Here is a 19,481-nt window from a genome sequence, read left to right as displayed (position 1 = left end):
GGGCCGGGGCGGCCCGAACGGCCGGGGTGGGGCCACCCGAACCCCCGCCCCCCGTACCCGCACGGTCGATCCCGACGCGTCCCCGCCGTAAGTTGCTGCTCATGCGACCGCGCCACCTACTCCGCCGGGCTGCCGTGCCCTTCACTCCCCGCAACCTGGCCGCGGTGCTGCACGCCGTACTCGGGCTGCCGTTCGCGCTGCTCGGCATGGTGCTGGTCGTCGTGGGGCTGCTGGTGAGCACGGTGCTGGCGTGGACGGCGCTGGGCCCGTGGCTGACGGCGCTGACCGTACGCGGAGCGACGGCCCTCGGCAGCGCGCAGCGCGGCCTGGCACGCGGGCTGCTGGGACTGGACATCGAAGCGCCCGCGCGGCGCACCGGCGGCGGGGCGCTCGGGTGGCGGCGGGCGGTGCTCGGCGACCGGGCCGGATGGCGGGCGGCCGGCTGCGCCCTCCTCGCGCCGTTCACGGCCGTCGCGCCGCTCCTCGTCGTGCTGGCCGCGTACGTCTACGGGCTGCTCTTCCTCGCCCACCCCGTCCTCAAGAACCTCAATCACGTCACCGAGCGCGGCCCTGACGGCACCGAACGCCACATCTCCCTCCAGGTGAACGGGGTGGAGTTCGACTCCTGGCCCCGATGGCTGCTGGTCGTCGCCACCGGGGCCGCACTGCTCCTCGTAGCGCCCTGGCTGCTGCGCCAGGCCCAGGCCCCGCACCGCCTCCTGCTGCGCTCGCTGCTCGGCCCCGACCCGTCGGCGCAGCGCATCCGTACGCTGGAGGAGACGCGCGCCCAGGCCGTCGAGGACGCCGCGGCGACGCTCCGCCGCATCGAACGCGACCTGCACGACGGCACCCAGGCACGGCTGGTCGGGCTCGGTATGCACCTCACGGTGATCCGCGAAATGATCATCGCGGACGCCGGCCGGGCGCAGCTGCTGACCGTGGTGGAAACCGCCCGGGGCAACGCCGAGCAGGCCGTCGCCGACCTCCGCCACCTCGTACGGGGCATCCACCCGCCCGTCCTGGACCAGGGGCTGGACACGGCCCTCGCCACCCTCGCCGCCGACAGCGCGCTGCCCGTCACCCTCACCACCGGCACGGCGGCCCGGCACCGGCCGTCCCCCGCCATCGAGTCCATCGTCTACTTCTGCGCCGCCGAACTCCTCGCCAACGCGGCCAAGCACAGCGGCGCTTCGCGGGTCGAGGTGGAGGTGACGAACGGCGCGGAGCGGGAGGGGCACGGGCCCGGCGGGCGCGGGCCCGGGGGCGAACTCCGCCTCGTCGTACGGGACGACGGCCGCGGCGGAGCGGCCGTCGGCGCGGGCAGCGGCCTCACCGGGCTGCGCGCCCGGGTCCGTACCGTGGACGGCACGCTGACCTGTGACAGTCCACCCGGTGGGCCTACGGTGGTCACCGTCCGCATCCCGCACCCGTAACCCGCACCCCTCACCCCGCACACGGCAAAGGCAGGCTCCATGCGCGTCGTCATCGCCGAGGACTCCGCGATCCTGCGCGACGGACTCGTCCAGCTCCTCACCCTGCGCGGCGTGCAGGTGGCGGCGGCCGTCGGCGACGCCGAGGCGCTGCGGTCCGCGGTCGCCGAGCACCGCCCGGACGCCGCCGTCGTCGACATCCGCCTGCCGCCCGGCCACACCGACGAAGGACTGCGCGCGGCCGTCACCCTCCGCCGCGACCACCCCGGCACCGGCGTACTGATCTTCTCCCAGTACGTGGAGACCAGGTACGCGGCGCGGCTGCTCGGCGGCGGGGCGGGCGGCGTCGGCTACCTGCTCAAGGAACGGGTGGTGGACATCGCCGAGTTCGTCGACGCGCTGGAACGCGTCGCGGCGGGCGGCACCGCGCTGGACCCGGAGGTCGTCACCCAGCTCTTCGGCGCAGGGCGCCGCGCGGACGCGCTGGCCACCCTCACGCCACGCGAACGCGAAGTGCTCTCCCAGATGGCCCAGGGCCGCACCAACCAGGCCATCGCCGCCGCCTTCGTCGTCACCGAACGCGCCGTCGAGAAACACATCGCCCACATCTTCACCAAGCTGGACCTCCCGCCGTCCGATACGGACCACCGCCGGGTGCTCGCCGTGCTGCGGTACCTGGAGGCGGTGGGGTAGAGGCGGGGCGCACGAAGGGCGGGGGCTAGAGCGCGATGCCGGCCGGGGGCGACAGCTTCCACAACTGTCCCAGCGGCCGCAGGCCCAGGCGGGCGGCGACGTTCCGGGAGGAGCGGTTGGCGTCGGAGGTGCTGTAGAAGAGGTGGCGGCCGGTCGGCGCCAGCAGACGGGACCAGGCGGCGGTGACCGTGGCGGCGTGGCCCCGGCCGCGGTGCCCGGGGCGGGTCCAGGTCCCGGCTTCCGCGCCGTGGTCGGTCCAGCAGGGGGTGTGGCAGATCGAGACGATGTGGGCGGGGCGCCCGGTGCCCGGGGGCGGGGCGGCGGGGTCGAGGGCCATGGCCCACCAGCCGAGCTTCCCGTCGAGCAGGTCGCGCCATTCGTCGGTGTCCCAGTTGCCGGGGTTGGCGCTGCGCAGGGCCGCGACGGCGGCGGGGTCCGCGGTGTCGGACCGGACGACGGGGGCGGTCGGGGCGTACCGGATGCGGTCGGGGAGGACGAGGTAGCTGGGGCCCGAGGTGATGTGTACGGGGCCGAGGGCCGCCTCCAGCAGGTGCTGGATGCGGGGGAGGGCCGGGGGCGGTAACCCCGGGTCCACGGGAGTGGGCTGCGGTGTGACGGCCGCCAGCAGATCGGCGGCGAGCGCGTCCGGCAGGTGACCGGCGGCTGCCGGGACCTGGTGACGGCCGTCGGCCGATACGGCGATCACCATGTGGTGCGGGCCCCGGAAGCGGCCCCGTACGTCCGTGGGCCAGATGACCTCGATCTCGGTCCTGAGCAGGTCCGCGACGTGCGTCCGGCGCGTGTCGGTCACGGGATCTCCTTCTCCGGTGCGGGCGCCAGCAGCCGGGCGAGGGCGCGCCGGGTGCGGTCCTGGGCCAGGGGGTCGGCGAAGAGCTGGATGGCCTGGTTGAGGCCGGTGTAGAGGCCGATCAGCTCGAAGACGAGCTGGTCCGGGTCGGTGTCCGGGGGCAGTTCGCCCGTCTCGACGGCGTACCGGATCTCGTGGGCCAGGCGGCGGCGCCAGAGCTGGGAACGGCGTACCACCGCGTCCCGGACGGGGCCCACGCGCGCGTCGAACTCGACGGCCGCCGTGGTGAAGAAGCAGCCGCCGGGGAAGGCGCCGCGTTCCCGTTCCAGATAGGTGATCCAGTACTCGCAGACGGCCCGGAGCCGGGCGAGGCCGGGGGCCGTGCCGGCGGCCGGCTCCCACACCGCTCTGGAGAAGACCGCGGACGCGCCGTCCAGCGAGGCGAGCTGAAGCGCCTCCTTCGTACCGAAGTGGCCGAGGACGCCGGCCTTGCTCATGCCCAGGTCGGTGGCGAGGCGGCCGATGGTCAGCCCGTCCAGTCCTTCGACCGAGGCGATCGCGATGCTGCGGTCGATGATCCGCTCGCGGGTCCTGCGGGACTCGGCGACGGACTTGCGTGGGCTCATGCCGCCATCGTAGCCAGCGTGGTCCCAGAGCTCCCGCAATTAGCTTCCGACCGATCGGTTGCTATATTTCCGACCGGTGCGGCCGGCACCACCGCACCAGGCGCACCGGCCGCGCCCCGCCGTGCCGTCCGCGAGCCGAGGAGAGCAGCCGTGCCGGGAACCCGTATCGCCGCCTTGGGCCACCACCAGCCGTCCCGCGTCCTGACCAACGACGACCTGGCGGGCATGGTCGACACCAGTGACGAGTGGATCCGGCGGCGCACCGGCATCGTCACCCGCCGGATCGCCGACGAGGAGTCCGTCGCCGGCCTGGCCACGGCCGCCGCCGCCAAGGCACTGGCCGCCTCCGGGCTGGAACCCGGCGACATCGGCCTGGTCACCGTGGCGACCTGCTCGGCCATCGACCGCTGCCCGTCCACCGCCGCCCAGGTCGCCGCCGCGCTCGGCATCCCCTCGGCCGTCGCGTACGACCTGAACAACGGCTGCGCCGGTTTCTGCACCGCACTCGCCTCCGCCGACCACTCGGTTCGCGCGGGCGCCGCCCGGCACGCCCTGGTCATCGGCGCCGAGAAGATGTCGGACGTGACGGACTGGACCGACCGCAGTACGTGCGTCCTGCTCGGCGACGGCGCGGGCGCCGCCGTGGTCAGCGCCGCGGAGTCCGAGCACATCGGGCCCGTCGTCTGGGGCTCGGACCCCACCCGCTCCCAGGCCGTGCGCCTGACGGGCGACTGGCACCCGCGCTTCGCGCAGGAGGGGCAGACGGTGTTCCGCTGGGTCACCACCGAACTCGCCCCGCTGGCCCGGGAAGCCTGCGAACGGGCCGGTGTCGCCCTCGCGGACCTCGCCGGTGTCGTCACCCACCAGGCCAACCTGCGCATGATCGAGGCCCTGGCGCAGCAGCTCGGCCTGTCCGGGCACACGGTGATCGCCCGGGACGTGGTCGACTCCGGCAACACGTCCGCCGCGTCGGTGCCCCTCGCCCTGTCCAAGCTGGTCGAGCGCCGCGACCTGCCGTCCGGCGGGCCCGTACTGCTGCTGAGCTTCGGCGGGGGACTGTCGTACGCGGGGCAGGTGGTGGACTGCCCGTAAGGCGGGTTGGTGCGGTTCGCCGGCTTTCTTCCTGGTGCGTGTGTTTAGTCCCGGGGCGGGAGGCAACCCGCCTGACTGGAAGGAAACAGCCCCCACAACGAGTAAGGGTGAGTAGTGATGGCTGAGTCCACCAACAACGGCAACTTCGCCAACGACCGCGAGAAGGCGGCCCGCGCCGGTCAGAAGGGCGGCCACGAGAGCGGCGGCAACTTCGCCAACGACCCGCAGCGCGCGGCCGAGGCCGGTCAGAAGGGCGGCCACGAGAGCGGCGGCAACTTCGCCAACGACCGCGAGCGGGCCGCCGAGGCCGGTCAGAAGGGCGGCCGCAGCCGCCACGGCGAGTAGCACGGCCGGGCACCCGCGGAGAGCGCAGGGGCGGACGTCCACCGGACGTCCGCCCCACTGCCGCGTCGGACTGCTGCCTCAGCCCGTGATCTTCGCCGGGCACAGGCGGCGCGGCTGCCCGTCGCCCTTCAGCTTCGCGTCCACGCAGCCGCCGGGGAGCCCCGCGTACGGTGTGCTGCCGAAGTTGGCGGTGACGGTGAGCTTGCCGTCGCCGAACTCCGTACGCTGCACGAGGTTGTCGTCGGTCAGTCGGCGGAACGATGTCAGCTTCTCGGTGCCCGCCGCCTTGTGCAGCGGCGAGAAGTACTTCTGCAGCGCGGCCAGCTCCGGACCGGACTTCTTGATGGCCGGGCCGTCGAGCACGTAGTTCAGCGGGATGTTGTAGAGCATCGCCAGCAGCGCCCGGTCGGTCTTCTGCCGCGGCAGCTTGCCGTACGACAGCTCCCAGCGTTCGGCGTTGACGAGCGAGCTGTGCAGCGCGGTCTCGTACAGCGGCACCCGGTAGGCCGGGTCGTACATCGCCTTCGCCAGGTCGGCCGGCAGCTCCACCGGCTTGAAGAACGCCTTGGGGGCGTTCTGCGGGTACCAGCCGCCCCAGGTCTCCTTGTCGCGCTGGAGCTTCCACAGGCCGTCGGCGACCGGGGTGGCCGCTCCGTGGTTGAACGCCAGCACCTTGTTGGCCCAGGACTGGGCGCTCTCCGAGCCCAGGACGAGCTTCTTGTCCCGGGCCAGGCGCCGCATCCGGGCCAGCCGGTTCTCGCGGTCGCCGGCCTTGGTCATCGGGTGGGCGGCGCTGTGGTCGCGGAACTCCTCGCCGGTCGCGTCGACGTCGAGGAAGTAACTGTCGGCACCGTTGGCGGTCATGGCGCGGGTGCGGTCGGCGAGGTAGTGGTGCTGCGGCTCGGCCTGTTCGAAGGCGCGCGAGCTGAGGTAGCAGCCGCGGTTGCCGAAGCCGGTCGCCGGCTTGCCCTGGGCGTCCCGTACGCAGAAGTCCGGGTAGACGGTGCCGGGCCACACGGAGGTGGGGGAGTCGGCGGACTTCGGGTCCTGGCCGTTGGCGAACGTGTCGTACGGGCCCACCAGGTAGCCCGCCTTCTCGGCGGCCTTGACGGCCGCGGCGTCCATCGGGTCGGGCCCGGCGTCGTAACCGAGCCACATCCGGTCCACGCCCAGTTTCCGCAGCGCCTCGACGCCCCCGGCCTTGCGCGCGTCGCCCCACACGTAGGCGTGGAAGGCGCCGAGCAGCCGGCCGTTCGCCGGATTCTTCCTGATCTTCTCGCGCAGGCTGCCGAGCTGCCCGTGCTCGGAGAGCCAGGAGCGGTAATCGGCGCCGGGCGCAACGGGGTTGCCGTCGGTGAGGGCGAAGGTGACGGTGTAGTCGCGGGTGCCGTCGCCGCCGTTGAAGTCGTGGGTGGTGGAGGTGCGCAGCCGCCCGCCGTCGGAGCGGAACGTCAGCGAGGTGCCGAGGTCGGTGGGGGTGAGGTAGCTGACGCCGCGCCCCTTGCCCAGGGAGTAGCCCCACAGCGGCAGTTCGAGCTGGCCGCCCACGTCGATCGCGCCGTCCGTGAGCCCGGCCTTCGCGGAGTTCCAGAACGTGTCGCGTACGGGGATGTCCAGGCCCTCGCCGCGCGGCAGCTGGACGGACGACGCGGCCCGGTCGGTGCCGGTCACCGGCCAGCTGACCGAACCGTCGCGGTCCGCTTTCATGCTGACCCGCAGCCGCCCGTGCTCGGCGCGCGCGGTCACCGTCAGGCCCTTGTCCGGGTAGCTCCAGCGGGCGCCGCCGTCGGTGCGCTCGACCGGGCCGGGCTTGCCGAGGCCGGTGCCGGACGGGGCGGACAGGGCCACGTTTGCGCCGTCCGCCGTACGGGCGTTCACGGCGAGGGTGCCGGTGTCGACGGTGGCCGTACCGCCCCGGACGGGGATCTCGACGTGCCGCCCTTCGACGGTCCCGGCCACGGCCTGGCTGCTGCACCCGGAGGCGCCGACGGTGGCGGTGGCCGTCAGCACGAGGGAGGCGGCGAGCACGCGTGTGCCGGTGCGGGAGCGGGGGCGGCCGCTGGTGCCGGAGCGGGGGCGGCCGTCGGCTGGGGCGATCTTGGAATCCATGGACACGTGGATAGTCGGCGGGGTTAAGAACTCTCTAAGAGTCCAGGCGGCGGGCTGTTCCGGCGGCGGGCTGTTCCGGCGGCGGGCTGTTCCCCGTTCCCGTTCCGCCGTTCCGCTGCTTCCGGGGGCCGAGGTGTTGTCCCGGCGACCCATCTGCGATTAGGTTAGGCTTACCTAAGTCGAGGTCGCCGCGCGGTGCGTACGGCCCCGGCCGAAGTCGTCTGTGCCCGCGCCGGAGCGCCGGGCGGGAAAGCGGGTTGTCGATGGGAGCGTCGATGAAGACATCGGTGGGCACGTCGACGGGCGCGGTCGGGGCAACCCTGCCGGGCACCGCGACGGGTACGGCGACGGGGGCGGCAGGGGGGACGGTGCCGGGCGCACCCTCCGGCGGACCGGCGGGGACGGCGACGGGGGCGGCGGAAGCCGTACCCGCCGGCCCGCCGCGCACGTCGCGCCCGGCACCGGCCGAGATCGTGGACAGCCCGCGGATCGTCGCGCTGGCCGCCTCCGTCGCGGGCGGACGCGACGCCGCCGTACGGGAGTTCTGGGCCGAGGCCGGGACGCAGGGGACCCCGCTCGTCGAGCCGATCCCCTGGGACCCCGAGCACCGGGCCGTCACCTTCCTGTGGCGCGGCACGGACCGCACCCGCCGGGTCCTCCTCCTGGTCGACCGCCTCGTGGACCGCTCGCACCTGGCAGGCAGCCTGATGCGCCGGATCCACGGCACCGACGTCTGGCACCTCACTTACCGGCTGCCTTCGGACCACCGCGGGTCGTATGTGATCGCACCGGATGCGGGTACGGCGGGTGGCCGCAACCGTACGGAAGACGCGGGGGCCTCGTCCGTACCGGCACCCGTACACGAGCCGTCCGCGCCCGTACACGAACCCCCGTCCGCGCCGGCCCCCGAGCCCGCGGACGACTTCCAGGCCCGGCTGCTCCCACTGCTCGCCACCGCCGGGCCCGACCCGCTCAACCCGCGCGTCATGCCGTCCCGTTGGCGCGGCGAGGGCGGCTCGGTGTTCGAGCTGCCCGACGCGCCGCCGCAGCCGTGGCGGCCGTGGGCGGCCGTCGCCGGACCGGGCGGGGGCGGCGGCCGGGGCATGGTGGAACGGCACCGGCTGACCAGTGCCGCGCTCGCCGCCCGCCGCGACGTCTGGACGTACGCGCCGCCGGGGCCGCTCCCGGACGGCGGGGCCGACACGCTGGTGCTCCTGGACGGTGACATGTGGTTCGGGCGGCTCGGCGTACCGGACCTCTTCGACCGGCTGATCGCGGACGGCGTGCTGCCGCCGCTGGTCGTGCTCGCCCCGGACGCCGTGGACAACGCCACCCGCGCCCGTGAGTTCGGCGGCCGGCAGGCGTACACGAACTTCCTCGCCGCCGAACTGCTGCCCTGGGCGGCGGCACGGCTGCCGGTGACGTTCGACCCGTCGCGCACGGTCGTCGCGGGCGAGGGCCTGGGCGGGCTCACCGCGCTGTACGCCGGGTTCGCGGCGCCGCGCCGGTTCGGCAAGGTGCTGGCCCAGGCGCCGTCGCTGTGGTGGCGGCCGGAGGGGCCCGGGCCCGTGGCCGGGGCCGGTGCCGCGGGACGCCCGTCCTGGCTGGCGGAACGGTTCGCCGAGGGAGGCCGCCGCGAACTGCGGACCCACCTGCGGGTGGGCCGGTACGCGGGGGACGCGCGCGGACGGTGCCGGGAACTGCGCGACACCCTGCGTGTCCTCGGCCTTCCCGTCACGTACAGGGAGTACAACGGCGGTCATGACCACGTCTGCTGGGCGGGCGGCCTGGCGGAGGGGCTGGCGGACCTCCTGGGCCGGCCGGACGCCGCGCCGGGGGACGGCACGGGGACAGCGGGGCCCGGCGCCGGAACACCGGGGTCCGTATGAGCTCCTTCACGCCGCGCCTCGCGTACTACGTCCTCAAGTCCCGCGCGTACCGCGCCGTCCTGCGCACGCCCCGCTTCCGTACGGCCAAGCCGTCGGCGCCGGCTGCCGCGGAACGCCGTCCGGACCGCCCGCGACGGCCCGCCTCGGACCGCCCGCGACGGCCCGCCCCGGACCGTCCGCGAGGGTTCTCACCGGACCGCCCCCAGCGGTCCGTCCCCGACCGTCCTCACCGGCGTACCAAGGCCCTCGCCGGGTGACGGACGCGGCGCCCCGCCCCACCAGTGCCGGGGCGGGGCGCCCCTGATACGGACGGGTGGTGGGCGGCGGTCACGGGCTGCCCATCACCCGCCCACCGCACGCCCCTTCTGTGACTCCCGCCACGCAGACCTCTCCCGCCCCACCCGGCTCCATAAGATCGGCCGGTGCCCGCAGACATATCGCTGACGACGACCCTCCTGCTGTGCCTGGCCGCCCTGGCGGCGGGCTGGATCGACGCCGTCGTGGGCGGCGGCGGTCTGCTGCTCCTGCCGGCGCTGCTCGTCGGCCTGCCGCACACACCCGCCGCGTACGTCCTGGGCACCAACAAGTCCACGGCGGTCGTCGGCACCGCCGCCGCGGCCTGGACCTACGTACGCAAGGCCCCGATCGATCTGCGCACCGCCCTGCGCATCGGCCTGGCCGCGCTCGGCGGCTCACTGGGCGGGGCGTTCTTCGCGGCGGGCATCGACAGCGCGGTGCTGCGCCCGCTCATCATGACCGTCCTGGCGGGCGTCCTGGCGTTCGTCCTCCTGCGCCCGGCGTTCGGCACCGCCCCGCCGCCCTCGGGGCCCGTCACCCGGCGGCGCGTCCTGGCCGCGGTCCTGGTGGCGGGCCTGGGCATCGGCTTCTACGACGGTTTGATCGGCCCCGGCACCGGAGCCTTCCTCGTCGTCGTGCTGGCCGCGATCCTCCACATGGACCTGGTGACGTCCTCGGCCACCGCCAAGGTCGTCAACGTGTGCACCAATGTCGGTGCCCTCGCCATGTTCGCCTACCAGGGCACGGTCCTGTGGCAACTGGGTGCGCTGCTCGCGGCGTTCAACTTCGTCGGCGGCACGGCCGGCGCGCGGATGGCCCTCAAACGGGGCGCCGGGTTCGTACGCGGGGTGCTGGTCGTGGTCGTCGTGTCGCTGCTGTGCAAGCTGGCCTTCGACCAGTGGCTGGCCTGAGGGCGAGCCGGCTGCCGGCCGGTTCCGGCCTGACGACCGGCCCCGCCCCGGGGTCAGTTCATGGACTTCGTCGCGGTGACGGCGGTCAGCAGTACGGCGGAGTCCTGGAGGGCCTTGAGGCCGTGCCGCTCGTGGGGGACCGGCATCACCTGCCCGGCGATCAGGTCCCGGTCGTCGCTGGTCCCGGTCAGCCGTACCCGGCCGTGCAGCACCTGGAGGCTGGCGGCGGGCGGCGTGACGTGCTCGTCCAGGGCGGCGCCCTCGATGAGCGCGATCACGGTCTGCCGGAGCGGGCCGTCCTGGAGGAAGAGATGGGCGCTGCGCCCGTGAGCGGAGGCCCTGGCGTCGTCGAGCTGGCGGCGGGCGAGCGAGCTGAGGTCGTCCATGACGCGGCCTTTCGTTCGGGGTCCACGGCGCCGGTGCCGGCACCGGCGCCGGTACTGGTACCCGTATCGGCCCGGCCCATCGCACCCTCGCCGGGCGCGGTCCATCCTGACGGGTGGCCGGTCGGCTGCCGAATGGCCGGTGGACTGCCGGACGGCCGGCGGGCGCGCGGCGGTGTCCGTAAGCAGGACGGTCACGGTGGTCCGTACGATGCGGGGAACTGATCATCGACCGGTGCCCGAAGGAGGCGTCCAGGTGCGAGGCGAACCGGCGGAGCAGGGCCGGACCGAGGCAGCCGCGGCGAACGGCGGCGGCCCGGCCGGCTTTCTGACCGTCATGACGACGACCGACAGCGCCGAGAAGGCGGAGACGCTGGCGCGCGGCGCGGTCGAGGCGCGGGTGGCGGCGTGCGCGCAGATCAGCGCGCCCGTCACGTCCGTGTACCGGTGGGAGCAGGCCATCGAGACGGCACAGGAGTGGCAGGTGCTGTTCAAGACGGCGGCCGCGCGGTACGAGGCGCTGGAGGCGTACCTCCTGGACGCGCACGACTACGACACGCCGGAGATCATCGCGACTCCGGTCACGCGGGGCGGGGCGGGCTACCTCGCCTGGGTCGCGGAAGAGACGAGCTGACGTGGGGCGGCGACACGGGAGGCCGCCGGGCGGGGACCGGCGGTCCGGGACGCTGCCGGGCGGGGACCGGCGGTCCGGCGCGCGGCACGGCCGCCGGCGCCGGGGCGGATGGCCGGTCCTGAGCCGGACGGCCGCCGCCGGGGCCGGGCTCGCCCTGTGCCTCCTGATGGCGCCCGCGAGCGGGGCGACCGCCGACGACGATGACGGCGCGGGCGGCTGGACGAGCGAGACCGCGGCCCAGTACTGGACGGCCGGGCGGATGGCGGCGGCCGTCCCCGCCGGGACGCGCACCGGCAAGAGCGCCGGTGCTCCGGGGGCGCGCACCACGGCAGGCGCCGCCCGGTCCGCCCGGCACTTCGACGGCGTGCCCTCCGTCGGCGTGCTGTTCTCCGTCGACAAGGACGCGCGGGCGCACCACTGCACCGCCAGCGTGGTCCGCAGCCCGCGCCGCAACCTGATCCTCACGGCCGGGCACTGCGATCCGGGGTCCCGTGCGGCCTTCGTCCCGCAGTATCGTTCCGGCGCCACCACCCAGCCGTACGGCATCTGGGCGGTCGACCGCGGCTTCACCGACCCCGGACACACCGGCACCGGCCCCGGCTCGGACCTCGACTTCGCGTTCGCGACGGTCGAGCCGGACGGCGAGGGCCGCGCCCTGGAGTCGGTGACCGGCGGCAACATCCTGGCCCGCACGCCCGGTTACACCACGGACGTCACCGTCATCGGCTACCCGACCGTCCGCAACGACCCCGCCGACCGGGCCATACGGTGCGGGGTGCGGACCGCCCGGCTCACCGGACAGCGGCAGCTGCGCATGGAGTGCGGCGGGTTCTACGGCGGCACCTCCGGCAGCCCGTGGCTGCACCGCTTCGACGAGCGGACGAAGACCGGGTACGTGGTCGGCAACATCGGCGGCCTCAACGGCGGCGGCCCGTCCGGCCCGGACGGCCACCGGACCTCGTACAGCCCGTTCTACGGTGCGGAGATCTTCCGGCTCTACGCCCGCGCCGTCGCGAGCTGAGGACGGACAGCGGCGGGCGGGGTGGCGGTCAGCGCAGGGCGACCGCCACCCCGTCCTCCTTCGGCCCGAGGAAGTGCGGATCGGGCCGTACGGCAGCCTCGGCCGCCGCCTTCGCGGCCGCGAACACCTCGCGGGCGCCGCCGTAGTACCAGGTCACGTCGTGCCGGTCGTCGACACCGACCCCGTACGCGTCCAGGCCGGCCGCGCCGCACAGCGCCAGCGCGCGCCGGATGTGGAAGCCCTGGCTGACCAGGACGGCCCGGTCCACCCCGAAGACCCGGTGGGCGCGGGTGCACGAGTCCCACGTGTCGAAGCCCGCGTAGTCGCTGACGATCCGGTCCGCCGGGACGCCGTGCGCGACCAGGTACCGGCGCATGGCGTCCGGCTCGTCGTAGTCCGTACGGCTGTTGTCGCCGGTGACGAGGACCACGCGGACCGTGCCCCGCTCGTACAGACGGGCGGCGGCGTCCAGCCGGTGCGCCAGGTAGGGCGACGGCTCGCCGTCCCACAGCCCCGCGCCGAAGACGACGGCGACCGGCGCCGGGGGCACGTCCTCGACCGTACGGACCCGGGACGAGGCGGCGGCGTTCATCCACGTCGCCGGCAGCAGCGCCAGCACACAGCCGAGCACGACGGCCTGGAAGGCCCGCCGCCGGCCGCGCCGGGTCCGGGGCAGACGCACCCGTCTCCGTACGCGCCGCAGCCACCCGTCCCGCTGTGCCTCCTGTGTCTCCTGTGCCTGCGGTGTCATCAGTTGCCCCTGTTGTTCTTGTCACCCCTGCAAGCAGCGACGCGCCGTGGCCTGGCATGGTTGCGGGAACGAAGGAGGCCGCCGGATGACCACCGAGCCCGAGCGCCTGCCGTTCTTCGTCTACGGAACGCTGCGCCCCGGCCGGGCCAACCACGCCCGGTTCCTGCGCGGCCGCACGGCGGATGAGGAAACCGCGCTGGTCAGAGGCGTGTCACTGTACGAGGGACCAGGCTATCCGTATGCCGTGACCGGCCCCGCGGAGGGCGTCGTGCACGGCGGTCTCGTCCGGCCGCGGGAGGACGTCCACGACGTGGTGCGTGCCGACCTCGACCGGCTGGAGGGATACGTGCCCGGCGCTCCCGGCAACCTCTACGAGCGAGTGGTGTGGCAGGCCGAGTGCGCGGACGGCCGGACCGTACGGGCCTGGGTGTACGTGGCCGCCGAACCGCTCGCCGGGCGGCTGCGCGCGTCCGGAACGCCCGTCCCCGGCGGCGACTGGTCGCGCGGACGAGCACGCTGAGAACCCCGCCACTCCCGATGGGGGAGTGGCGGGGTCCAAGGTCGGGCAGCGCTGCCGCGCCGCATCACGAGGCGGAGAACGCGCCACCCTTGACGCCCGCGATGAACTCCGCGAACGAACGGGTAGGGACGGAGAGAACGGGGCCGTTCGGGTGCTTGCTGTCCCGGACGGGGACTATGCCGGTGGTCGCCTGGGCCGGGGCCCACTCGACGCAGGTGCCACCGTTGCCGCTGTAGGAAGACTTGGACCAGACGAGGGATCGGGGTTCGGTCGTCACAACGTGCCCTTTCGTACCTGCTGGATCATGGCCACTGATTCTGCCTGCGAGAGAGCTTCGGTCTGTAGCTGATGGTAGGCCCTCACCAGCGGTAGGACGGATGTGAGTTCCCTGTCCAAACGGCCGTGCGTCTCGGACTCGACGTAGGAAACCACGGAGCGGTCAGGCAGGGTCAGAAGGTTCACCGACCGGTTGAACGGACGTCGCTCACCTATGGCGTACGGCGCTACTTGGAGAGTGGTGTTCCACTGGTCGGCAAAAGCGACCAGCCGGGCCAACTGCGCGTCCATGACGGCGGACCCGCCGATCGGCCGCCGGATGCAGCTTTCGTCCAGGACCACGATCACCATGGGCGGTACGCGCCGTACCAGGGACGCCTGGCGTTCCGCCAGGAACTCGACTCGCTCGCGCGCCTGTTCCGGGCTGAGCGTGCCCCGCCTCACGTTGCCCTCTTCCAAGGCGTTCGCGTATTCCGGTGTCTGGAGCAGTCCGGGAATCGCGCCTACTTCGAAGAGCCGGATCTCCGCCGCGCGGGCCTCCTGTCCCAGGTATTCCGGAAAGCCCTCCAGCAAACTCCCGTTGCGGATCTCCGCCCAGGCGCGTTCGAAGGATTCTGTGGTTCCCGCCAGCGCGAGGGCGGTGTCCACGGCGCGCGAAAAGCGGAGCGTTGGCGGTTTGCGTCCTGTTTCCACCGCCGAGATGTGCCTGCCCGAGTAACCGATCCGGTCGGCCAACTCGTCCTGCTTCCATCCGCGAGCCTCCCGCGCGCTGCGCAGACGAGCACCGAACGCCGCCCTCGGTCCTGCCTCCGGGTTCAGCTCCTTGAGATTCACCAACGTGCCCTCCCTTTCTGCCACGTTGAAGACGGGGCGACTGTAGGCCACGCTGAGCCTCTCCGGTAGTCATGTGACCACGGAGAGGAGTGAACCTGCGCCGGATTGACACCCGGACTGCGCGACTCGATCGCATTTCGACGTTCCCTCACGGACGGTGATCACAAATGACCAACTTCAACCCCAGCCCCGGCCGGGTGAAGCTCACCCGGCTCATGCGCTCACGCGGACACGACGGCGTGCTCCATGTGCGCACCAGCGGCGGCAGTGACGCTGCCCCCGGCATTCCCCGATCCGAAGGCAATTCCATGTCGACTCCCGCCCCCGTGCCCACGCGCAAGGAAATTCAGATCACCGGCATCCGGAAGCACGTCGCCGAATGCGTCACCGAAATCGGCGGTACTGAATGTGGCGCCCGCTCGAACGTCTGGGACTCCGCCACGCACCTGGACGTGTGGATTCGCGCCCACGCGGACGAGTACGAGCACAAAAAGTTCGTGAAGCTCACGGAAGAGCCGGCCAACGTCTACTCCACGCCCGCCCCAAGGCAGCAGTGAGAGAGAAGTGAGAGAGAGCGGCGGCGCGTCAGCGTGAACGTGCCGGCCGCCTGGGGGCGCCGGCGGACCGCTGTGAGCAGGTGACACGGGGACCGGGGCGCGGTCGCGCCGCGGGCACGGCGCACCGTACGGCCGCCCCGGCCCCCGCCCGGCGCCCCCGCCCGGTTAACCTGGACAACTTGTCCGAACCGCACAGGCCCCGGCCGCCCCGGAGGCCCCGGCCGTCCCAGCAGTAGACAGGTGTGATCCCAGCGTGCCCCCGACCTCCCCGGCCCCGGCCCCGGCGAACCCGTTCCCCAAGGCGGAACTGCACCTCCACATCGAGGGCACCCTGGAACCCGGACTGGCCTTCGCCCTCGCCGCACGCAACGGCGTCACCCTGCCGTACGCCACCGAGGACGAACTGCGCCGCGCGTACTCCTTCACCGACCTCCAGTCGTTCCTGAACCTCTACTACGCGCTGATGGCCGTGCTGCGCACCGAGGACGACTTCGCCGACCTCACCCACGCCTACCTGGCCCGCGCGCAGGCGCAGGGCGTCCGGCACGCGGAGATCTTCTTCGACCCGCAGGCGCACACCTCGCGCGGCGTCCCCGTCGCCACCGTCGTCGAGGGCCTGACGCGAGCCCTGGACACCGCCGAGGAGCGGTACGGCATCACCACCCGCCTGATCATGTGCTTCCTGCGCGACGAGAGCGCCGAGTCCGCGCTGGCCACCTTCGAGGCGGCCCGCCCGTACCTGGACCGGATCACCGCCGTCGGCCTGGACTCGGCGGAGGTCGGACACCCGCCGTCGAAGTTCAAGGAGGTCTACGCGCTGGCCCGGGAAGCCGGGCTCAAGTGCGTGGCGCACGCGGGCGAGGAGGGCCCGCCCTCGTACGTCTGGGAGGCACTGGACATCCTCGGCGTGGACCGCGTCGACCACGGCGTGCGCTGCCTGGAGGACGAGCGGCTGGTCGCCCGCCTGGTCGCCGACCAGGTGCCGCTCACCGTCTGCCCGCTCTCCAACGTCCGCCTGCGCGTCATCGACGAACTCGCCGACCACCCGCTGCCCGCGATGCTCGACGCCGGCCTGCTCGTCACCGTCAACTCGGACGACCCCGCCTACTTCGGCGGCTACGCCGACGACAACTTCACCGCCGTACGCGACGCCCTGGACCTGGACGAGGAGACGCTGCGCACCCTCGCCCGCAACTCCTTCCGCGCGTCCTTCCTGGACGAGGCGACCCGCGAGGCGTACCTCAAGGAGGTCGAGGCGCACGGGCGGGACTGACCGGTCCGGCCGGGGGTGACGGGCGCCGGGCACCCTGTCCGTGTCTGCGGGCACACAGGCCCGGTGGTCACTACTGCGGTGCGCCCTCAGCTCCCTTCCCGTTACTCCAGGAGTAATCGACCGCTCGTCCCTCCCACGGCAGGATCGAGCACACGGAGGAAGCCGAGCCCTCCGGGACCCGCCCGCAGCAGCGAGGAGCACGCGATGACCGCCGCGCCCACCACCCGCACGACGAGTTCAGCCACTCCCGCACGTTCCGTCGCCGAAGCCACCCGGGCCGTCGTGCAGGAGTTCCTCACCGCCCGGATGGCCGGTGACACCGGGCGGCTCGCGGAACTCTTCGCCGACGAGGTCGACTGGCTGCTCGCCGACAACCCGGCCGTCCCGTGGATCCGCCCCCGGCGCACGGCTGCCGAATGCGCCGCGCAGGCCGAGGAATTGGCGGCGCACACCGTACCCGAGGAAGCGCGCGCCTCCGTCGACACCTTCCTCGTGGACGGCACCGACGCCGTCCTGACGGGACACGTGGCAGGAACCGTACGGGCGACGGGCAAGTCCTACGAGGGCCCGTTCGCCCTGCACCTCACCGTCGAGGACGGCCGCATCACCCGGCACCACCTCTACGAGAACAGCCTGTCGGTGGCCGGGGCCTGCACGCCGTGAAGGGGGCGCCGCTTCCCGCTGCACTGAGTACCGCTCAGATGTCCGCCCCCGTCACCCGTTCCAGCCGCACCGCGCACATCTTGAACTCCGGCATGCCCGAGGCCGGGTCCAGGGCCGGGTTGGTCAGGGTGTTGGCCCGGCCGGAACCGGGCCAGTGGAAGGGCATGAAGACGGTGTCGGTGCGGATGGCTTCGCTGTAGCGGGCGGGGGCCACTGCCCGGCCGCGGCGGGAGATCACCGCGACCCGGTGGCCGTCCTCGATGCCGTACCGGCGGGCGAGCCGGGGGTGGATTTCGACGTACGGGCCGGGAGCCGCGGCATTCAGGTCCGGGATGCGGCGGGTCTGGGCGCCCGACTGGTACTGGGCCAGTACGCGGCCGGTCGTCAGGACCACCGGGTAGCGGTCGTCGGGTTCCTCGGCCGCCGGGCGGTGGGTGACGGGGGCGAAGCGGGCCCGGCCGTCGGGGGTCGCGAAGCGGTCGAGGAAGAGGCGCGGGGTGCCGGGGTGGTCCTCGTCGGAGCAGGGCCAGAAGACGCCGTCCTCGGTGGCGATCCGCCGGTAGGTGATTCCGGCGTAGTCCGCGGGGCCGCCGGCCGAGGCACGGCGCAGTTCGTCGAAGACCTCCTCCGGGTCGGTGGGGAATCCTTTTTCCCAGCCGAGGCGGGTGGAGAGGGAGTTGAGGACGTGGAGGTCGGTGCGGACGCCGGGGGGCGGGGTCAGGGCGCGGCGCCGTAGCAGCACCCGGCCCTCCAGGTTCGTCGTCGTCCCGGTCTCCTCGGCCCACTGGGCCACCGGCAGGACCACGTCCGCGAGGGCCGCGGTCTCCGAGAGGACGACGTCGGCCACCGCGAGGAAGTCCAGTGCCCGGATGCGCTGCTCGACGTGGGCGGCGCGGGGTGCGGAGACGACGGGGTTGGAGCCCATCAGGAGCAGGGCGCGTATGTCGCCGCCCAGGGCGTCCAGGAGTTCGTACGCGCTGCGGCCGGGGCCGGGGAGGGACTCGGGCGGCACGCCCCACACCCCTGCGACGTGCGCTCGCGCGGCGGGGTCGGACAGCTTGCGGTAGCCCGGCAGCTGGTCGGCCTTCTGGCCGTGTTCGCGCCCGCCCTGCCCGTTGCCCTGGCCGGTCAGGCACCCGTAACCGGAGTACTCGCGTCCGGCGCGGCCGGTCGCCAGGCACAGGTTGATCCACGCGCCGACCGTGTCCGTCCCCTTGGACTGCTGCTCGGGGCCGCGCGCCGTGAGCACCATGGAGGTGTCCGCGTCGCAGAACAGGCTTGCCGCGGCGCGGAGGTGGGGGACGGGGACGCCGGTGATACGTTCCACCAGTTCCGGCCAGTGCGCCATCGCGGCGGCCCGTGCCGCCGGCCAGCCGCTGGTGCGCGCCGCGATGAACTCCTCATCCGTACGGCCCTCCGCCACCACCAGGTGCAGCAGGCCGAGGGCGAGGGCCAGGTCGGTGCCGGGGCGCGGCGCCAGGTGCAGGTCCGCCTGCTCGGCCGTACGGGTGCGGCGCGGGTCGACGACGATCAGCCGGCCGCCGTTCTCCTTCAGCTCCGTCAGGTAGCGCAGCGCGGGCGGCATGGTCTCGGCCAGGTTGGAGCCGACGAGGACGACGCAGCCGGTGCGGGCGATGTCGGCCAGCGGGAAGGGCAGGCCGCGGTCCAGGCCGAAGGCCCGCTGGTGGGCGGCGGCGGCCGAGGACATGCAGAACCGGCCGTTGTAGTCGATCTGCGACGTGCCGAGCACCACCCGCGCGAATTTGCCCAGCGCGTACGCCTTCTCGTTGGTCAGGCCGCCCCCGCCGAAGACGCCCACCGCGTCCTTGCCGTACGCGGCGCCGGCACGGGACAGGCCCGCGGCGACCCGGTCGAGGGCCGTGTCCCAGTCCGCCGGGACGAGACGGCCGGTCGCCTCGTCGCGCACCAGCGGCTCGGTCAGCCGGACGCCGGGCGCGAGCAGTTCGGCGGCGGTGCGGCCCTTGCCGCACAGGGCGCCCCGGTTGACGGGGAAGGCGGGGCGTTCCACGACCTCGGCGGGGGCGCCGGTGGCGCCCGCCGGGAGGCGGCGCAGACTCATGCCGCACTGGAGCGAGCAGTAGGGGCAGTGGGTGTCCACGGGCGTGTGCGGATCGGGGAGTGGCGGCGGAGTGGCTTCCGGGGCCGCCTCCGGCAGCGGGGTCGGGAGGGGGGCCGCCGCGGTGGCGGTGGAGCGGGGGGTGGCGGCGTTCATACGGCCAGCCTGCGGCGCCCGTGTTTCCGCCGGTCCGGGGCGGCGTTACGGGCCGGGGAAGCGTGCCTCACGGCGTCCGTACGGGGGAGGTGAGGAAGCCCAGGGGTCAGAGGTCAGGGGCCGGGGACCGGAGGTC

The 19,481-nt window shown here is 73.7% G+C and carries 21 protein-coding genes; 13 read left to right on the top strand and 8 right to left on the bottom strand.

Features of this window, described 5'->3' with window-relative positions; all coding sequences use genetic code 11:
* The first annotated feature begins 101 nt into the window (after window positions 1-101).
* Entirely contained in the window at window positions 102-1,433 is a 1,332-nt protein-coding gene (locus ACZ4Z1_RS17595) for a sensor histidine kinase (RefSeq protein ID WP_468487489.1), read from the top strand.
* Window positions 1,434-1,472: 39 nt separating this feature from the next.
* The gene (locus tag ACZ4Z1_RS17590) at window positions 1,473-2,123 is read left to right on the top strand and encodes a response regulator transcription factor (protein ID WP_468487488.1); all 651 of its coding nucleotides are present in this window, start codon (window positions 1,473-1,475) and stop codon (window positions 2,121-2,123) included.
* Window positions 2,124-2,148: 25 nt separating this feature from the next.
* Here ACZ4Z1_RS17590 and ACZ4Z1_RS17585 read toward each other — a convergent pair whose 3' ends face one another.
* Window positions 2,149-2,934, bottom strand: coding sequence for a GNAT family N-acetyltransferase (locus ACZ4Z1_RS17585; protein WP_468487487.1), 786 nt, complete (start codon window positions 2,932-2,934; stop codon window positions 2,149-2,151).
* Window positions 2,931-3,557 carry a TetR/AcrR family transcriptional regulator gene (locus tag ACZ4Z1_RS17580; RefSeq protein WP_468487486.1) on the bottom strand — a complete coding sequence of 209 codons (627 nt, stop codon included), beginning with the start codon at window positions 3,555-3,557 and terminating at the stop codon, window positions 2,931-2,933. Before ACZ4Z1_RS17580 ends, ACZ4Z1_RS17585 begins: the two co-directional genes overlap by 4 nt.
* A 150-nt stretch (window positions 3,558-3,707) precedes the next feature.
* On the opposite strand from ACZ4Z1_RS17580, the gene ACZ4Z1_RS17575 reads away from it, so the two are divergent.
* The gene (locus ACZ4Z1_RS17575; protein ID WP_468487485.1) at window positions 3,708-4,649 is read left to right on the top strand and encodes a beta-ketoacyl-ACP synthase III; all 942 of its coding nucleotides are present in this window, start codon (window positions 3,708-3,710) and stop codon (window positions 4,647-4,649) included.
* A 117-nt stretch (window positions 4,650-4,766) separates the two neighbouring features.
* Window positions 4,767-4,994, top strand: a complete 228-nt coding sequence (locus tag ACZ4Z1_RS17570; protein ID WP_468487484.1) for a con-10 family general stress protein — start codon at window positions 4,767-4,769, stop codon at window positions 4,992-4,994.
* Between the two features lie 78 nt (window positions 4,995-5,072).
* Here ACZ4Z1_RS17570 and ACZ4Z1_RS17565 read toward each other — a convergent pair whose 3' ends face one another.
* Entirely contained in the window at window positions 5,073-7,103 is a 2,031-nt protein-coding gene (locus ACZ4Z1_RS17565; protein WP_468487483.1) for a glycoside hydrolase, read from the bottom strand.
* A 275-nt stretch (window positions 7,104-7,378) separates the two neighbouring features.
* On the opposite strand from ACZ4Z1_RS17565, the gene ACZ4Z1_RS17560 reads away from it, so the two are divergent.
* From ACZ4Z1_RS17560 to ACZ4Z1_RS17550, 3 genes are all read left to right on the top strand, one after another.
* A complete protein-coding gene (locus ACZ4Z1_RS17560; protein ID WP_468487482.1) occupies window positions 7,379-8,992 on the top strand; it encodes an alpha/beta hydrolase-fold protein in 1,614 nt (537 codons plus the stop codon).
* Entirely contained in the window at window positions 8,989-9,249 is a 261-nt protein-coding gene (locus ACZ4Z1_RS17555; protein WP_468487481.1) for a hypothetical protein, read from the top strand. Before ACZ4Z1_RS17560 ends, ACZ4Z1_RS17555 begins: the two co-directional genes overlap by 4 nt.
* 165 nt (window positions 9,250-9,414) lie before the next feature.
* Window positions 9,415-10,200 (top strand): sulfite exporter TauE/SafE family protein, encoded by a 786-nt coding sequence (locus ACZ4Z1_RS17550; protein ID WP_468487480.1) that lies wholly within the window; start codon window positions 9,415-9,417, stop codon window positions 10,198-10,200.
* 53 nt (window positions 10,201-10,253) lie between these two features.
* On the opposite strand, the gene ACZ4Z1_RS17545 is transcribed toward ACZ4Z1_RS17550, so the two are convergent.
* Window positions 10,254-10,586 carry a cupin domain-containing protein gene (locus ACZ4Z1_RS17545; RefSeq protein ID WP_030022365.1) on the bottom strand — a complete coding sequence of 111 codons (333 nt, stop codon included), beginning with the start codon at window positions 10,584-10,586 and terminating at the stop codon, window positions 10,254-10,256.
* A gap of 334 nt (window positions 10,587-10,920) precedes the next feature.
* On the opposite strand from ACZ4Z1_RS17545, the gene cutA reads away from it, so the two are divergent.
* Entirely contained in the window at window positions 10,921-11,217 is a 297-nt protein-coding gene (gene cutA / locus ACZ4Z1_RS17540; protein ID WP_468487617.1) for a divalent-cation tolerance protein CutA, read from the top strand.
* Window position 11,218: 1 nt separating this feature from the next.
* Window positions 11,219-12,238 carry a trypsin-like serine peptidase gene (locus tag ACZ4Z1_RS17535; RefSeq protein ID WP_468487479.1) on the top strand — a complete coding sequence of 340 codons (1,020 nt, stop codon included), beginning with the start codon at window positions 11,219-11,221 and terminating at the stop codon, window positions 12,236-12,238.
* A gap of 28 nt (window positions 12,239-12,266) precedes the next feature.
* Here ACZ4Z1_RS17535 and ACZ4Z1_RS17530 read toward each other — a convergent pair whose 3' ends face one another.
* Entirely contained in the window at window positions 12,267-12,989 is a 723-nt protein-coding gene (locus ACZ4Z1_RS17530) for a SanA/YdcF family protein (protein WP_468487478.1), read from the bottom strand.
* Between the two features lie 85 nt (window positions 12,990-13,074).
* On the opposite strand from ACZ4Z1_RS17530, the gene ACZ4Z1_RS17525 reads away from it, so the two are divergent.
* Window positions 13,075-13,509, top strand: coding sequence for a gamma-glutamylcyclotransferase family protein (locus ACZ4Z1_RS17525; protein ID WP_468487477.1), 435 nt, complete (start codon window positions 13,075-13,077; stop codon window positions 13,507-13,509).
* A 64-nt stretch (window positions 13,510-13,573) separates the two neighbouring features.
* Here ACZ4Z1_RS17525 and ACZ4Z1_RS17520 read toward each other — a convergent pair whose 3' ends face one another.
* Together ACZ4Z1_RS17520 and ACZ4Z1_RS17515 are read right to left on the bottom strand one after the other, a co-directional pair.
* The gene (locus ACZ4Z1_RS17520) at window positions 13,574-13,786 is read right to left on the bottom strand and encodes a DUF397 domain-containing protein (protein WP_468487476.1); all 213 of its coding nucleotides are present in this window, start codon (window positions 13,784-13,786) and stop codon (window positions 13,574-13,576) included.
* Entirely contained in the window at window positions 13,783-14,619 is an 837-nt protein-coding gene (locus ACZ4Z1_RS17515) for a helix-turn-helix domain-containing protein (protein ID WP_468487475.1), read from the bottom strand. The genes ACZ4Z1_RS17520 and ACZ4Z1_RS17515 overlap by 4 nt, the downstream gene beginning before the upstream one ends.
* A gap of 167 nt (window positions 14,620-14,786) precedes the next feature.
* Here ACZ4Z1_RS17515 and ACZ4Z1_RS17510 point away from each other — a divergent pair, with 167 nt between their 5' ends.
* The 3 genes from ACZ4Z1_RS17510 (at window position 14,787) to ACZ4Z1_RS17500 (ending at window position 17,112) form a co-directional block, all read left to right on the top strand.
* Complete coding sequence (locus ACZ4Z1_RS17510) at window positions 14,787-15,176, top strand: hypothetical protein (protein ID WP_468487474.1); 390 nt, start codon at window positions 14,787-14,789, stop codon at window positions 15,174-15,176.
* Window positions 15,177-15,429: 253 nt separating this feature from the next.
* A complete protein-coding gene (locus ACZ4Z1_RS17505) occupies window positions 15,430-16,449 on the top strand; it encodes an adenosine deaminase (protein WP_468487473.1) in 1,020 nt (339 codons plus the stop codon).
* 204 nt (window positions 16,450-16,653) lie between these two features.
* Window positions 16,654-17,112 carry a nuclear transport factor 2 family protein gene (locus ACZ4Z1_RS17500; protein WP_468487472.1) on the top strand — a complete coding sequence of 153 codons (459 nt, stop codon included), beginning with the start codon at window positions 16,654-16,656 and terminating at the stop codon, window positions 17,110-17,112.
* A 34-nt stretch (window positions 17,113-17,146) separates the two neighbouring features.
* Here the strand turns inward: ACZ4Z1_RS17500 and ACZ4Z1_RS17495 are convergent, their stop codons facing one another.
* The gene (locus ACZ4Z1_RS17495; RefSeq protein ID WP_468487616.1) at window positions 17,147-19,192 is read right to left on the bottom strand and encodes a molybdopterin oxidoreductase family protein; all 2,046 of its coding nucleotides are present in this window, start codon (window positions 19,190-19,192) and stop codon (window positions 17,147-17,149) included.
* Window positions 19,193-19,481: the final 289 nt, after the last annotated feature.

It is taken from the genome of Streptomyces sp. NPDC030165 (genome assembly GCF_055573595.1).
Note: the sequence above shows the minus strand (reverse complement) of the source record. Positions and strands in the feature narration are given on the sequence as shown.

Bases quoted from the DNA above. Each gene is read 5' to 3' on its own strand.
- ACZ4Z1_RS17595 (WP_468487489.1), top strand. From the start codon at position 102: ATGCGACCGCGCCACCTACTCCGCCGGGCTGCCGTGCCCTTCACTCCC.
- ACZ4Z1_RS17590 (WP_468487488.1), top strand. From the start codon at position 1,473: ATGCGCGTCGTCATCGCCGAGGACTCCGCGATCCTGCGCGACGGACTC.
- ACZ4Z1_RS17580 (WP_468487486.1), bottom strand. From the start codon at position 3,557: ATGAGCCCACGCAAGTCCGTCGCCGAGTCCCGCAGGACCCGCGAGCGG.
- ACZ4Z1_RS17570 (WP_468487484.1), top strand. From the start codon at position 4,767: ATGGCTGAGTCCACCAACAACGGCAACTTCGCCAACGACCGCGAGAAG.
- ACZ4Z1_RS17565 (WP_468487483.1), bottom strand. From the start codon at position 7,103: ATGGATTCCAAGATCGCCCCAGCCGACGGCCGCCCCCGCTCCGGCACC.
- ACZ4Z1_RS17560 (WP_468487482.1), top strand. From the start codon at position 7,379: ATGAAGACATCGGTGGGCACGTCGACGGGCGCGGTCGGGGCAACCCTG.
- ACZ4Z1_RS17555 (WP_468487481.1), top strand. From the start codon at position 8,989: ATGAGCTCCTTCACGCCGCGCCTCGCGTACTACGTCCTCAAGTCCCGC.
- ACZ4Z1_RS17545 (WP_030022365.1), bottom strand. From the start codon at position 10,586: ATGGACGACCTCAGCTCGCTCGCCCGCCGCCAGCTCGACGACGCCAGG.
- cutA (WP_468487617.1), top strand. From the start codon at position 10,921: ATGACGACGACCGACAGCGCCGAGAAGGCGGAGACGCTGGCGCGCGGC.
- ACZ4Z1_RS17530 (WP_468487478.1), bottom strand. From the start codon at position 12,989: ATGACACCGCAGGCACAGGAGACACAGGAGGCACAGCGGGACGGGTGG.
- ACZ4Z1_RS17525 (WP_468487477.1), top strand. From the start codon at position 13,075: ATGACCACCGAGCCCGAGCGCCTGCCGTTCTTCGTCTACGGAACGCTG.
- ACZ4Z1_RS17510 (WP_468487474.1), top strand. From the start codon at position 14,787: ATGACCAACTTCAACCCCAGCCCCGGCCGGGTGAAGCTCACCCGGCTC.
- ACZ4Z1_RS17500 (WP_468487472.1), top strand. From the start codon at position 16,654: ATGACCGCCGCGCCCACCACCCGCACGACGAGTTCAGCCACTCCCGCA.
- ACZ4Z1_RS17495 (WP_468487616.1), bottom strand. From the start codon at position 19,192: ATGAGTCTGCGCCGCCTCCCGGCGGGCGCCACCGGCGCCCCCGCCGAG.